The organism is Neptuniibacter sp. QD57_21, from assembly GCF_047778075.1.
Classification (GTDB): Bacteria; Pseudomonadota; Gammaproteobacteria; order Pseudomonadales; family Balneatricaceae; genus Neptuniibacter.
This window is the reverse complement of record NZ_CP180549.1, coordinates 3,059,750-3,073,533: the sequence shown is the minus strand read 5'-3', so window position 1 is coordinate 3,073,533 and position 13,784 is coordinate 3,059,750. Positions and strand designations below refer to the sequence as shown.

Annotated in this window: 11 protein-coding genes; 9 read left to right on the top strand and 2 right to left on the bottom strand. The window is 43.1% G+C overall.

Annotation, left to right across the window (positions count from 1 at the left end):
* Positions 1–51: 51 nt before the first annotated feature.
* A complete protein-coding gene (locus ACMXYS_RS13910; protein WP_415896885.1) occupies positions 52–519 on the bottom strand; it encodes an RDD family protein in 468 nt (155 codons plus the stop codon).
* A 187-nt stretch (positions 520–706) separates the two neighbouring features.
* Positions 707–1,504, bottom strand: coding sequence for a tetratricopeptide repeat protein (locus tag ACMXYS_RS13905; protein WP_415896884.1), 798 nt, complete (start codon positions 1,502–1,504; stop codon positions 707–709).
* Positions 1,505–1,877: 373 nt separating this feature from the next.
* On the opposite strand from ACMXYS_RS13905, the gene ACMXYS_RS13900 reads away from it, so the two are divergent.
* The 9 genes from ACMXYS_RS13900 (at position 1,878) to ACMXYS_RS13860 (ending at position 13,782) form a co-directional block, all read left to right on the top strand.
* Positions 1,878–5,168 (top strand): EAL domain-containing protein, encoded by a 3,291-nt coding sequence (locus ACMXYS_RS13900; protein WP_415882262.1) that lies wholly within the window; start codon positions 1,878–1,880, stop codon positions 5,166–5,168.
* 120 nt (positions 5,169–5,288) lie between these two features.
* The gene (locus tag ACMXYS_RS13895; RefSeq protein WP_415882261.1) at positions 5,289–6,530 is read left to right on the top strand and encodes a GGDEF domain-containing protein; all 1,242 of its coding nucleotides are present in this window, start codon (positions 5,289–5,291) and stop codon (positions 6,528–6,530) included.
* Positions 6,531–6,963: 433 nt separating this feature from the next.
* On the top strand, positions 6,964–7,143 hold the full coding sequence (locus tag ACMXYS_RS13890; RefSeq protein ID WP_415882260.1) for a hypothetical protein: 180 nt from the start codon (positions 6,964–6,966) through the stop codon (positions 7,141–7,143).
* A gap of 125 nt (positions 7,144–7,268) precedes the next feature.
* Positions 7,269–8,342, top strand: a complete 1,074-nt coding sequence (locus ACMXYS_RS13885; RefSeq protein WP_415882259.1) for a type II secretion system protein — start codon at positions 7,269–7,271, stop codon at positions 8,340–8,342.
* A 173-nt stretch (positions 8,343–8,515) separates the two neighbouring features.
* On the top strand, positions 8,516–9,364 hold the full coding sequence (locus ACMXYS_RS13880) for a type II secretion system protein (RefSeq protein WP_415882258.1): 849 nt from the start codon (positions 8,516–8,518) through the stop codon (positions 9,362–9,364).
* On the top strand, positions 9,352–10,320 hold the full coding sequence (locus tag ACMXYS_RS13875; protein ID WP_415882257.1) for a type II secretion system protein: 969 nt from the start codon (positions 9,352–9,354) through the stop codon (positions 10,318–10,320). The genes ACMXYS_RS13880 and ACMXYS_RS13875 overlap by 13 nt, the downstream gene beginning before the upstream one ends.
* Positions 10,320–12,053, top strand: coding sequence for a hypothetical protein (locus ACMXYS_RS13870; RefSeq protein ID WP_415882256.1), 1,734 nt, complete (start codon positions 10,320–10,322; stop codon positions 12,051–12,053). The genes ACMXYS_RS13875 and ACMXYS_RS13870 overlap by 1 nt, the downstream gene beginning before the upstream one ends.
* Complete coding sequence (locus tag ACMXYS_RS13865) at positions 12,050–12,694, top strand: hypothetical protein (RefSeq protein ID WP_415882255.1); 645 nt, start codon at positions 12,050–12,052, stop codon at positions 12,692–12,694. Before ACMXYS_RS13870 ends, ACMXYS_RS13865 begins: the two co-directional genes overlap by 4 nt.
* The gene (locus ACMXYS_RS13860; RefSeq protein ID WP_415882254.1) at positions 12,694–13,782 is read left to right on the top strand and encodes a type IV pilus twitching motility protein PilT; all 1,089 of its coding nucleotides are present in this window, start codon (positions 12,694–12,696) and stop codon (positions 13,780–13,782) included. Before ACMXYS_RS13865 ends, ACMXYS_RS13860 begins: the two co-directional genes overlap by 1 nt.
* The last annotated feature ends 2 nt before the right edge of the window (positions 13,783–13,784 follow it).

The following is a 13,784-nucleotide window of genomic DNA, read 5'->3' as shown; positions in this document are numbered from 1 at the left end:
TCTAGCGTCAGCGTCCTTCTTTTACTCTAGCCACGAAGTGGCGTCCTGCCGTTATTCCAAAATCTTCGCATTCTTCGGTAGTTCTACCACATGTGTGCCTGACGCTAGGTCATGCCATGTCATCTTCTGTTTGTTGATAAACATCCACAGGAAGCCTACGCCGAATGCCGATAGGGAGATGATGCCTACAATGTAACGTATTAGGGATTGAGTGAAGTTAAGGCGGTAGCCTTCAGAGGTTTGTACACGTAAACGCCAAGCAAGCATGCCAAGGGTTTGGCCGTTGCGCATCCAGAAGAAGGATAGGAATAGGTAAACAATGATAAATAGAGCGGACTGATACACAGCAAAGTAAGGGCTGGTATCCAGGGCTTCGCCGCCGTTGATGGTCATAAGTACACCAGTGGAGACCATTAATAAGGCTGCAACTAACATTAAGTCATAAACAAAAGCGCCTAAGCGTTTAAGTGGGCTGGCGATTTTGATATCGGCATAAGTTTCTTTAAAGGCTCGGCTCATTTTATTAATACACGTATAGGGTCGAGTTTAAGACTGGGCGTTACTTGCTGGTTTGCGAAAATTGCCCGCTAAAAGTTATCTATCTAGGCGTAGATTTTACATGGAAATGGTTGTGCTCTGCCACCGACTTGGTTTCAGGCAATAAAAAAGGCGATCATCTGATCGCCTTTTTAGAATATTGAGACGCTTATTCTGCAATGTACGTTTTACGGTACTCAGCAGCTAATGCTTTAGCTTCTTCAAGTTCGCTTGGGTTTAGCTTCATTACCAAACGTTTTTCAATAGCTTGTGCAGTTTTGTTACCCAATTCAGCAGCATTGTGCATCCAAGCGTAAGCTAGGATATTGGTATCCTGATCTTTCTGAGAGCCGTGATTGTTGGAGTAAAGCGTACCCAAGAAGAACATCGCGTCAGTGTGACCTTGGTTAGCCGCTTTACGGTACCAGCGTTCTGCTTCTTCAAAGTTTTGTTCAACGCCTGTGCCGAAGTTATAGCAGCGGCCGATGTTGTGCTGTGCAGCGACATAGCCTTGATCAGCGGATTTTAGGTACCATTCGATTGCCATATCAGCGTTACGTGACATGCCGTAACCGAACTCTGCCATTTCACCCAAACGGTTTTGTGCTTGAGCATCACCAGATTCAGCGGCAGGTTGAACGGTTTTTAGTTCAACTTTGTATTCTTTGTCTTTCAGAGCACGCAGGCTGTTTACGTTAGCCATATGGCCTTGAGAAGCACCGCGCTTGTAGTAACGGCGTGCTTTAGCTTCGTCTACCTCAACGCCCCAGCCATTCTCATACATCTGGCCAAGCATGTTGAGTGCATCTGGATCGCCTTCTTTTGCCAGTGGCTTCAGCTCTTCAAGGGCTGTTGCGTAGTCTTGCTTGTCAAAGGCTAAAGAACCTTTGCCTAGATCGGCTGCCATTAGGTTTGTTGTACCAATGCTCAGCATTAGACTTGTAGCTAAAAGAATCTGTTTCTTCATCGAGTGTTGCCCGCATAAATTAGTTTGGGTTCGAGAGAGGTCGACGATTATACCTATATTGGAAAAAATTTGTTTGCTCCAAGTCGTATTTCCTCACCTGCACTTCATAAATGACCGTAGTCTCAGTATAAAGTTTTATTAAGCGCTATCTAATGTTTTGTTTTTACTGAACAAATAAGCGCTTTCTATTAGTCAGATACTAATTTTTGTACCTAAACTAGATTAGTAAACGTAATTATATAAAAGATAATTTTAAAATACATTATATCTTCTTGTATTTAGATCGATTGATATAGGTACTGATATCAATGTTTTTGACAATCGATCTGGGTAGCATCATTAACTGCTTGATCTAATTCGAATTGGTTGATGTATGAATTTGAATGCTATTGAAATCGAAGCGGCACCTTTGAAGGCGATACTTACACCTAGTGTTATAACTGTTTCACCGGATGTGCCCTTAAAAACGGTGCTTGCGTTAATGCAGCAGCATTCGATCAGTAGCATTGTCGCTGTCGGTGATTCTGCTAAGCCTGTAGGTATCTTTACCGAGAAAGATGCCATTCGTTTAATGCTTGATGATCATTCGATCTCCTCTTTATGCATGGCTGATGTAATGAGTCAGCCTGTCATCACTGTTTCCTCTAATCTTGGTTATGCCAAAGCTTATCAAACGATGTCTGAAAACAATGTCAGGCATCTGGTCGTCGTAGGCAACGAAGGACAGTTGTTGGGTCTTGTGAGTGAAGGGGATTTTCTTCACCACATGGGAATGGAGTACCTCGTTGAATTAAAAACCGTAGCTAATTCGATGAGTTACCGTGTTAAAGGAGTAGAGCCTGAAGCTTCGTTGGCTTCTGTGCTTTCTTTGATGAGCTCAGAGAAAATTAGCTGCACGGTAATTGTAGAGAAGGGTTGTCCGGTTGGTATCTTGACCGAGCGGGACATAGTTCGTCTAGCGACTGAAAATTTAGACATAGAAAAGGTGCTGGCAAGAGAGGTTATGGCTACGCCTTTAATAACTGTTTTGCCTGATCTACCTTTGCAAATTGCTAGTCGGATGATGGAGAGCAACCATGTGCGTCGTCTTGTGGTGGTTGAACATGATGGTTGCCTTAAGGGCATCTTGACTCGGCATGATATCGCTAAATCTCTACAGGGTTCTTATATCGAGTATTTGCAAGAAACCTTAGAGCGAAAAAGCCGTGCTTTAGTTAATAGTGAAGCGCGTTTAAGGGATATAGAGCAACGCGATTTTTACCAGCATTTGGTTGAACAGGTCAGTGATGCAATTTACATCATTGATGCTGATGATGGACGAATTTTAGATGCTAATGAGCAGGCATCAAAAAGCCTAGCTATGTCACATGGCGATTTATTAAATTTGCGTGTTGTTGATTTGACCACCGCGAATGAATCTTTAAACGACTGGTTAGAAAAAAATCTATCTGAGTTAAAGGTTAAAGAAGAGCTGTTACAAACAACAGAATATCGGCGCTTGGATGGCACCGTTTTTCCAGTAGAGGTTAAATCGCGTTTAGTACGCTTTGGGCATAAAGATTATGTTGTTGCTATCGCTCGTGATTTGACTGAACGGTTCCAAGCAATAGATTCTATTCGAGATAGTGAACAGCGTTTTAGAGTCTTGTTTGAGCAATCACCTGTTCCTATGGCCTATGTTGGGTTTGATGGAAAATTGATTAGCCTTAATAAAGCCTTCACAACAACATTAGGCTATTCAGCAAAACACCTACCCGATTTAGATACCTGGTTTTCCTTAGCTCATCCCGATCTACAATACCGTAAAGAAGCGCGTGAGCGTTGGTATGGAGCTATTGAGCGAGCGCGTATAACCGACCATAAAATTCCCTTAAGTGAATATAAGATTACTTGCTTGGAGGGTAAGCAAAAACTGATTAACGCCTCGGGTATTACTACTGAGTGTGGTTTCTTGGCTATCTTGGAAGATGTAACCGAACGCAAAAGCCAAGAAGATCGTCTTCGCCAGGCTGCTGCTGTGTTTGGTAGTACGACAGAAGGGGTGATGATTACTTCGGCAGCTGGAGTTATTCAACGTGTTAATAAAGCTTTTTGCCGGTTAACTGGGTATGGCAGTGACGAAGTGATTGGGCAGCCAGCAAAAATTCTCCAGTCTGGTCGACATGACGAGCAGTTTTACGCGGTGATGTGGGATAGTTTGAGAGAAAAAGGCAGTTGGCAGGGGGAGATATGGAATCGTCGCAAGGATGGTGCGGTTTACCCCGAGTTACTGAGTATTAGTCAGGTTACCAATGATTATCAAAAGGTCACTCATTATGTAGGGGTCTTTTCAGATATCTCTAAACTTAAAGAGTCTGAGCAAAAGCTAAATTATTTAGCTCATCATGACATGCTCACCCATCTGCCTAACCGATTGATGCTGCAATCACGATTGGAGCAATCGTTAGCCGTAGCAAGGCGGAATAGTAAACAGTTGGCCTTATTATTGTTGGATTTAGATCGGTTTAAAGATGTGAACGATAGCTTTGGCCATGCAGCGGGGGATGAGCTGCTACAGCAAGTAGCTGTGCTATTAAAAGACCGGTTGCGGCAAGTTGATCTTGTTTGTCGTATGGGGGGGGATGAATTTGCTTTGTTGCTTGAGGATATTCACCATCCGGAGGATGCAGGTCTTGTTGCAAATGAAGTAATCGAAGCTATTAGTAAACGCTGGGTTTTAAAGAATGGTGTGGATGTTGCCATTGGGGGCTCTATTGGGATCAGTATTTATCCTACCCAAAGTGAAGATGCGGAAGCATTATTACAGCATGCAGATGCAGCATTGTATAAAGCTAAGAACGAAGGGCGTGGTTGCTTTAATTATTTCACAGAAGAGCTAACGCGTGACGCTCGTAGTCGATTGGAATTGGAAGCTAGGTTATCCCGTGCGATAGAGAATCAAGAGCTAGAGGTTTTTTATCAGCCGCAAATTGATATTGTTTCAGGTGAGTTAATCGGTGCAGAAGCGTTGGTGCGTTGGCAAGACCCGGAAAAAGGTTTAATCGGCCCTGCTGATTTTATTCCATTGGCCGAACAAACGGGGTTGATCAATCCTATTGGTCTGTTTGTACTGAAGCAAAGTTGTATACAACTGAAGTCATGGTTGGATCAAGGTTTTAAGCCGATTACGATGGCTGTTAATTTATCTTCTGTACAATTGCGGCACACCGATATTTGTCAGCTTGTGGAAACGGTGCTTGAGCAAACGGAGTTGCCTGCACAATATCTAGAACTCGAAATTACCGAAAGTGCATTGATGGAAAGAGAGCAGGAATTTATTGATCTGCTTCATCAGCTACGAAAGTTGGGCGTTAAAGTCGCTATCGATGATTTTGGTACCGGTTACTCTTCATTAGCCTATCTTAAAAAATTCCCAATCGATGTCCTTAAAATAGATAAATCTTTTGTAGAAGATATTCCTCAGGATAAAGACGATATGGTGATTGCAGCTACAATCGTTGCCATGGGGCATAGCTTAGGTTTAAAAGTGTTGGCTGAGGGTGTGGAGACCCAAGAGCAGTTAAGGTTTTTGCAAAACAAAGCTTGCCATTACTATCAAGGTTACCTCAGCAGTCGGCCAGTACCTTATCTGCAATTTGAAAAATTAATGCTTAAACCTCAGTAGTACTAACCTTTAGGCTAAAAATTGAAATATTGAATGAAAGGAGTATGAACGGTCGGTAGAGTTTCTGCTAACCTAAATTAGAGAAAGAGAAAACAGTTCCTGCTGTATTGAGGTTGTTAGTTGTTGAGCCCAAAAGCCTTATCATCATCGTTGAGTCAATTTTTACAGCGATTCTGCTTAGTTGCCATTCTTGCATCGATTGTTCTATTACTGCTTAGTGGCTATGCTGCTAGCAAATTATATGAACGTCATGTCGTACGTCTAGCTGAATCCAACGCCATTAACCTTACGGAAGCGATTTTTACTACATACCGTACTGAGCTCAATTCAGCACTGAACTCTGCTCCTCTGCTACCTCCGCAATTATTAGAACTAAATAAAACTCTAAGAGACTTTATTCAGCCTTACGGTATTGTGAAAACTAAGCTGTTTTCCCCAGAGGGTATCATCATCTACAGCACAGATCTGAGCATTATTGGCAAAGATGCGAGTGCGAATGAGATGCTTAAACAAGCCGTTATAGATGGTGCGAGTTCGAATATTCAAACAAAAGACCAGATCAGGGATTTGGCTCATGAAACCCGGTTCGATGTTGATGTGGTTGAGAGCTATGTTGCCATGCATAATTCGGAAGGAAAGCTGATCGCAGTTTTTGAAATATACCAAGATACTTCGAGCTTTCGTGGTGAAATCCAACAAGGAGTTATTCTGTTTGTCGGTGTGCTAGCGATCATTCTGTTGAGCGTAATTTGCACAGCCTTCGTATTTATGCGTAAGGCGGTGAAGAAAATGGTTTATCAACAAGAGATGTTGGAAGAGTTGGCGACGGTTGATGCGGTAACAGGGCTTTATAACCGAGCTGAAATTACACGAAGAATGGAAGCTGAGTGGCAGCGTTATAAGCGCTCCTCGTCAAAAAAAGCTAGCTTTGCCTTGCTGATGCTAGATCTTGATCACTTTAAAAAAGTGAATGACAACTACGGTCATCTGGTAGGCGATAAACTCTTACAGTTGGTGGCGCATCGGTTGATGGGAGAGCTGCGCTCGTATTCAGCGATTGGTCGATATGGCGGAGAGGAGTTTATTGCCCTGATTCCTGATGTTTCTTATGCTGGTACAAAGCAGGTAGCTGAACGGTTGCAGCGGCTTGTTTCCCAGTCTGAATATGCGCTTTTGGGACACAAAATAAAAATCTCGATTAGTATCGGCTTTGCTACTGCGGAACCGACAGACATTAATTTAGATGCTTTGATTAAGCGGGCAGATGACGCTCTATATGAAGCGAAAAAAAGTGGTCGAAATTGCGTGGTTGGAGATGTGAGTCTAAAGCCTGTAGAGAACACTGCACCAAGTTCTATGTAAAAGACTACCTGTTATATTCAGCCCTCTAAATTTGCGTATTGGTGCCTACTGAAGAACAAAAAAGTCTTAAGCGTGCCTCGGTAGCTTACCTGCCTTTGTTTGAATTTTTATTACCTTCCTCTAGTTTTTATCTGCGATTCTAGATTTTAGTCACCATATTCACGAACGTTCCTTCCTTTATTTTTTCTATTAAAAATCATACCTCTGCGGGATCAATTCCGAATTCGTTTGTTAGGTTTTTTAGGAATGCTTCACGGGAATTTCGGGATGAAGTTGGCTCCAAAGTACTAGAAAAGGTGGCTCTAATGGCCAGTTTGGTAACATTTTTGAAACAGTTACCTTTTCTGTCACGTTTTTCGGACATGGGGTGCTAAGGATTAGTTCCCAACATTTCAAGGAAGTCAGATTAAGCCATAGCCAAGGGCAAAAAATTATGAGCACGGATAAACCAGCAGCTGATCCAGCTAAAAAGAAATTGTTGGAGTTGTTTGAAGATGTGCTTGCTCATGATGGTTATGGTGAGATCCGAATCGAAACCAAAATTCTAAAGCGCCAGCAAAAAGAGGTCATTCTCCATTACGGTCGACAGTACCGTTTTGTGGTGGATGTTTAAGCTAGCGAAGAGCTCGTCCCTAATTAAAAGAGTGCAATGCGGGTTTGCATCTTAAAGATTTTTATAAATAAAAATCCAAAAATCTGTGCGAGACAGATGCGGTAAAAATAATAAAGAGAAAAATAATGAACGCTCAACAGATGAAAGATTCTATTCGCAAATTTATGAAAGCTGACCTATCTCAGGTTAAAGACGCAGAGTTGCGCGCTAAGGGTGAAAAGCTACAAGCAAAACAAGGCGGTTTTACTCTGCTTGAATTGTTAGTAGTTGTTGCGATTCTTGCAGTAATTGCGGGTGCCGTAATTACTAATATGGATGGCCAAGAGGAAGGTGCAGCTCAAGCTACAGCAGTTCACACTATGGCAACCTTAGAAAACAGCATGAATGTTTTTAATGTGACAGAGCGACGTGTTCTTCCGGCGGGTCTGGACTCTTTGATCTGTTCGACAGGTGTGCAGCCAGATTATTCTGCTACTGTAACCCAGATTAGTAATGGTACCGAGCGACTTTTAAGTGATGCTGGTAATACGTCCAACTTGCAGAGAATCAATGGCGGCCTATCTTCTGATTTATTCAACAAACTAGGTATTGCAGAGATCACTTCAGGTGCGGTGACAGCACTTGCTGAGAATGGTCTAACATCTCTGCGCTACGTAAACGATGAGCTGTGTAATGGCTCTACAGGTAACAACTTGTTCACAACTGCTGGCGGCTTTGATGAAAATGTTGCTGAGATTGATTTGGTTGAAGTAACTAAGCCATCAATGGTTTTCAACTCACCAGTTGTTGAAGATGATGAATGGGAATTTGGCGCAGGTGCAGAAGTTGATTTGACCGGCGCTTTGACAACTGAAACTGTACCAATCGCATTATTTACTGAACCTGCTGAACTAGGACAGGCAGAAAATGCTGTACTTGCTGTATTTGGTGTTGGTCCAGCTGCTGAATTGGATGCTGTTATTGCTCGTGCTCCTCAAGATGGTAATTCCCCAGCTGATAAATACTCTAATTACTCTGTTGTAGTAAGACTAGCAGAGTGTGACAGTGGTGATGTAGAAGACCTAATTGATGGAACCGATTGTGCTGTTGCTAACTGGGAAGAAGTTGGTGATGAATTAGAAGTTGTAGCGATTCTTGATGCCGGCGGCGACGGTTACGACGACGAGATCGCTGAAGCGAAAGGTAACGAAGAAGAGTAATTCTTCTTTTTGAAAAGGCAGGAGCTAAGCTCCTGCCTTTTTTATAAGGAATGTGTTTGCCCTTAACCCACCGTTTTAAATGGATGAAGGGTTGGCAGTGACAAAGGTTTTACTTGGATGAAGGTAGATAGCTAAGGACAGGCTAATAACAATAATAAATACAATGGCTAAGTATGAAGTTGGTAGATAAAAAATACCGCAGTTCCCCTATAGACCGTTTTTCTAAAAGTGTCCGTAATGATGTTTTTAGCAAAGCGGTTTTGTCGTCTCAGAAGGGTTTTACACTTTTAGAAATGCTAGTGGTTGCGGCTATCTTGTTAGTAGTCGCTGGTGGTGTTGTGACCTCTTTCCGTGATGTTGGATCAGATGCCGCAGATCAAGCCACACGTTATCAGATGCAGCAATTGGGTGAGGCTGTCGAAGCCTATTATAAAGATAACGGCACTTTACCTGTTCGCGAAACCCCTGCTGATTTAGGTTTCTTATTTATTAAACCCGCTTCTGCTGCTGTTTGGAGTGTGGATTATCGGCGAGGTTGGCGCGGTCCTTACCTAAATGGTCATAAGTACCTATACCTGGATATTGGTGACGATCTGACATCTGATGGCTCGAGTATTAGTGACCCAGTAAATCCGGGCGAGCCTTTTGTGATCGATGGGGCGGAAATTCCTTCTGTTATTGGTATCGCAGACCCTTATGATCATTATCCCGTCGATGACGGGCAGAGTCGCAGTGTGAGTGGTTGTAGTACACCTGGTGCAAATGATTGCCTTCTGGAGTGGCGTAAAATTTCGGGTGATGATTCAACCCTGGTCAATCACTTTGGTCGACCTTATCTTGCGATTGATCTCGAAGCCATGGCTGATAGTTCAAGTCTAGGCGTACCTCGAATAGTTAGCTTTGGTTCTAATGGTATTTATGAGCCAAATAACTGTAATTACGACCCAAGTGAGCCTGATTATTGTACATCGGATGAACTTTGTAACAGCAGTGGGGATGATATTGTCTTATGCCTTCGCTAATCCTCAATCAACAGTCCTCTAAACGTCAATCAGGCTTTACCTTATTAGAGCTAGTGTTAGTGATGTTAATTATTGGCTTAGTGGCCAGTACCCCATTGGTGTTTATCGATAATCAGGATAACCAACTTCGTTACGATGAAACCTTAGATAAGATGGAGCTGCTTAGAAAAAGCATCTTGATGCAAAGTAGCTACCGCAATCAACCAGTGCTGTCTGGCTTTGTTATCGATAACGGTGTTTTACCCCCAGCGAGTGCAGCCTCACCACAAGTGGCCGAAATGTTACAACCATTAATCAATAAGAATGATTGGCCGGAAGATGGAGGAGACGATTGGCTGAACTACGGAATGCATTCTCCTTATACCGTTTTAGGTCCTTCTTCAACTGCGGAAAGATCAGCTTATCCGCAATTAAAAGGTTACCGCGGGAACTACCTTTCCTCTGGGTTAGATAGCAACCAAGAATTTCTCGACGGTTGGGGGATCCCTTTTGCTGTAAGCAATGCTTCTAATACCTACCAGTTTAATTATCAAGGTGATGAAGATCATCCAGCACCTTATGACATTGTTATTTCCGGTGAAGTAAAGGCAGATGATTGGCAAGTAAGGTTGAATCAAATTGATATCTTAGTCGATGACAAAAGTGGAAATAACCTAATTTTGGCCCTTGTGATTTTTAAAAATCAGTCAGCGGGTAGCCCAGCTAACCCTGCTAATCGTTGGGTTACCTATCATTTTGACGTTCCAGTCTCTTCTGCAACGCATTCATTATCTTTAGGTTCTGGGGAATGGAGTGAAAATGGTGAGCCCGTTTCTGATGCAAGTAATGAATTTGTCCCTGCAGGTCAGCATGCAGTGTTTGTATTAAATAGTGCAGGAAATACTGTTTTGAAATATGACCGCCTACTCGTTATTCCAGGCGCCACGCAGCCAGCACTGCAATTTGAGGTTAATTAATGCTGTCGTTTCTGAATAAAAAAACAGCCGGTAAAGGCTTGCTAGTCCTCAAAACCGACGGTTTTGGTTTGCGGGCCACCGTTATCAATGGCAACCGCGATGCGTTAAAAATTACTGTATCCGTGTCATCGCAACAGGTTGATCCTGTTGCTGCTCTGACTGATGTGCTTGAACAGTTGAAGAATGTACTGGGTAAAAATGTACCTAGTAATGCCTTGCTCCTGCATATTAGCGCTATACCAGATCTTGTTCAGATCACTGAAAGTTTTGATTCTGCTGAAGCAGAAAATTTACTTGAGATGCTGCGTTGGGAGATGGAAGGTGTGGTTGCCATGCAATCGCCAAACTGGGATCTGGGTTGGTTGTTGATGGGGCGTGGCTATATCACTCCAGAACAACGCGAAGAACTGGTGCATCTAGTAACAGAAGAGAAGCAGTTGTCAGCGCAACATGGCGGCCGAAGCCCGATGCGTTTAGGGGAAGTGGCGATCCGTGAGCAGATGGTATCTAAGGAACAGATAGCAGAGTGTTTGCATATACAGCAGAAACTTCAGCTTGCAGATCAGCGCTTGTTAACTCAGTGGCGACCGCAGCCTAAAGAGGAATCACCTTATAGTGATGATGACTTAGGTGATGTGCAAAAATTCCTATGCAGTGCTATGCCAGCTGCTCAGCATCAGCAATGGTTAGATGCAGTTAAAAAAGTGAGTGGTAGTTCTGGTTTTCCAAAGCTAAACCTGCGTCAGGTTTATCCGTTTGCTGGTTCCTCTCTGACTTTGTTGGATAGCAGTGATACTGTGCTGCTGACAGAATTTTACAAAGCCTATGTTTATTGTGCTGTGCTCCAGGATAACCAGATCCGAGATGTGGCGATGGTGAAATGCTCCAGCCATATGCTGGATGCTAATGCTGTAGCAGAGGTTGTCAGCGTAGGGACGTTTGCTGAGGCTACACGCTGGGTTGTGAGTGATTGCGATGGTGTGTTTGGAGAACAAATCAGCCAGTTAGAAGCTCTTTTGCAGTTGGATGCAGAACCGTTAGCACAGGCTTCTGCTGACAAAGTGCCTTCTGGCCGAGGTGAGCTAATTGCCGAACTTGGTGTGGCAAGGCACTTTTTGGGAGGTTCTCCTCTTTCTATCGCTCCTTTAACGGGTATGCCGCCACCAGACCCTATTTATCGTAGTAATGGTTTTAAAATTGCGATGGCAGCTTGTGTTTTGCCGTTGTTAATTGCTGCGTATGAAGGTTTCTTTTATTGGAAATTAGATCAATTGCAACAGGAATTAACATCTTCTGAAAGGCAATTGGAAATAATGGAAGAGAAAAGGGATCGGCAGCGTAAAGATAGTGCTGAAGCAAGAAAAAATATCACTGCGTATCAGAAGAACACCGTTTTACTTAGTGCGTTGCAATCTGAAAAGCAGCTGGTTGAGCAAGTTATTGTTAAACGTCAGTCATTTGTTGAGCGTCTTCTACCAGTGCTATCGGAAAGCATTAATGATGGTGTAGTGCTTGAATCAATGAAAGAAAGTGCTTGGTATGAATTTTCTATCACTGGCAAAGCGGTGGATCAGGCCAGTATTGATGACTTTAATCAGGTTTTATCTATCAGTCTTGAATCTCTTAATATGTACATCGATAAGAGCCCAAGTAATTTCAAAGGGGATTCTGCATTGATGCAAAATGGCATTTATGTGTTCGAATTCGTTTTAAAACAGAAGGGGGCTCAATGATGAATGCGTTCTCTGAAATGAACTTTCGTGAAAGAATCTTAGTGGCTGTTCTAGGTGCCGCTTTGATTGCTGGGGGCTATCTTTTCTTCCGGGGTGCAGATCTGAATAAACAGGTATTAGTGCTGGAAGACAGAATTGAATCTGTTGAAAAAAAGATTAATAAAGCGGTTAAAAAAGAAAGAAAAAGATCCACTCCATTACCTGAGTTGAATGGCAAAAAAGTCAGCGCGAGTGATGTGCGTAAATTAACTAAGGCGATTGAGTCTGAAAAATCTAAACTTTCGGGTTTTGGTTATAGCTTTATCGATGTTCGAGACAAGGCTCGGTTTGCGCAGTTATTGAGTCAAATTACCCAGCATGCGCAAGCGAACCGATTGCAGTTACTTTCTAAAGTACAAAGTGAAGGTAACCTGGCAGAGATGGTTGCTGCTAAACCGTCTAAGCAACGTAAAGGTGATCTGAACCGACCTTTATATGAATTACGTTTGCAGGGGGGCTACAGCGCGCTTTACGGGTTTATTAGGCAACTATCACAGTTGGAATATTCAGTCATTCCAATCAAATTTCAGATTAGTCGTACTGACCGTACCGCCATAGGTGGTGGTCGAGTGTTAGATATTGAGATGACGTTGGCATTGTAATGGATAGAAACAACTATACAGATCAGTTTGAGCAATTATTGGCATTAATGCTGGAGGCTGGCGCCTCTGATATGCACTGTTCTGCCAATGTTGCACCGGTGATGCGTGTTCATGGTGAACTGTCGGAACGAGAAGACTCAGATGCATTCACCAAGGACCAATTATTAGGAATGGCCGAGGCAATCCTGTCAGCCGAACAATTTGATCACTTATTGACGAAGCGTAGTTGTGACTTAGGTTATTCCAACTTGTTAGGTGTGCGCTTCCGCCTTAACTTTTATTTCGAACGCGGTAGTTTAGCTTTTGCTATCCGTGCATTAGATGGCACGTTCTGTACGTTTGAAGAGCTGCGTTTGCCTGCCCAACTAGAAGATGTTGTAGGTTTTAAGGACGGTTTGGTTCTAGTGACGGGGGCTACAGGTAGCGGTAAGTCCACAACATTGGCAAGCATTATCAATAAGATAAATAAGACACGTGCTTGTCATATCTTAACTATCGAAGACCCGATTGAATTTGTACACAGTAATATTCGCTCCGTAGTGCATCAACGCGAAGTAGGTGACGATGTCCTATCTTTTGCGGATGCAATCCGCAGTGCCATGCGTGAAGACCCAGATGTAATGCTGTTGGGTGAGATGCGTGACCTAGAAACCATGCATGCTGCTATTACCGCGGCGGAAACAGGCCATTTGGTATTTGCCACTCTACATACAAATGATGCGGTTGGCGTGATTGATCGATTAATCGGGATGTTCCCTGGCGATCTGCAAAATACAGTGCGCCAGCAGCTATCTATGTGTCTGCGCGCAGTTGTCACACAGACTTTAGTCCGCTCTCCTGATGGCCAAGGTCGTGTTCCGGTGAATGAGATTTTGATGGTCAATGGTGCTGTATCTAATCTTATTCGGGAGAATAACACCACTCAAATTCGTTCTGTGATGGAAACGGGGCGGGCACAAGGCAATCAGACTTTTGAATTTGCATTAGCTAAACGTGTATATGAAAAGTTCTTAACCAAAGAGCAAGCATTGCAGCTAACCAGTCGTAAAGAGCAGTTTGAGAACTCTCTTCGAGTGTTGGGCAGGTAACC

Excerpts from the sequence above, each read along its gene's own strand:
- ACMXYS_RS13890 (WP_415882260.1), top strand. The coding sequence starts at position 6,964 with ATGAGCACGGATAAACCAGCAGCTGATCCAGCTAAAAAGAAATTGTTG.
- ACMXYS_RS13885 (WP_415882259.1), top strand. The coding sequence starts at position 7,269 with ATGAACGCTCAACAGATGAAAGATTCTATTCGCAAATTTATGAAAGCT.
- ACMXYS_RS13900 (WP_415882262.1), top strand. The coding sequence starts at position 1,878 with ATGAATTTGAATGCTATTGAAATCGAAGCGGCACCTTTGAAGGCGATA.
- ACMXYS_RS13880 (WP_415882258.1), top strand. The coding sequence starts at position 8,516 with ATGAAGTTGGTAGATAAAAAATACCGCAGTTCCCCTATAGACCGTTTT.
- ACMXYS_RS13905 (WP_415896884.1), bottom strand. The coding sequence starts at position 1,504 with ATGAAGAAACAGATTCTTTTAGCTACAAGTCTAATGCTGAGCATTGGT.
- ACMXYS_RS13910 (WP_415896885.1), bottom strand. The coding sequence starts at position 519 with ATGAGCCGAGCCTTTAAAGAAACTTATGCCGATATCAAAATCGCCAGC.
- ACMXYS_RS13870 (WP_415882256.1), top strand. The coding sequence starts at position 10,320 with ATGCTGTCGTTTCTGAATAAAAAAACAGCCGGTAAAGGCTTGCTAGTC.
- ACMXYS_RS13860 (WP_415882254.1), top strand. The coding sequence starts at position 12,694 with ATGGATAGAAACAACTATACAGATCAGTTTGAGCAATTATTGGCATTA.
- ACMXYS_RS13875 (WP_415882257.1), top strand. The coding sequence starts at position 9,352 with ATGCCTTCGCTAATCCTCAATCAACAGTCCTCTAAACGTCAATCAGGC.
- ACMXYS_RS13865 (WP_415882255.1), top strand. The coding sequence starts at position 12,050 with ATGATGAATGCGTTCTCTGAAATGAACTTTCGTGAAAGAATCTTAGTG.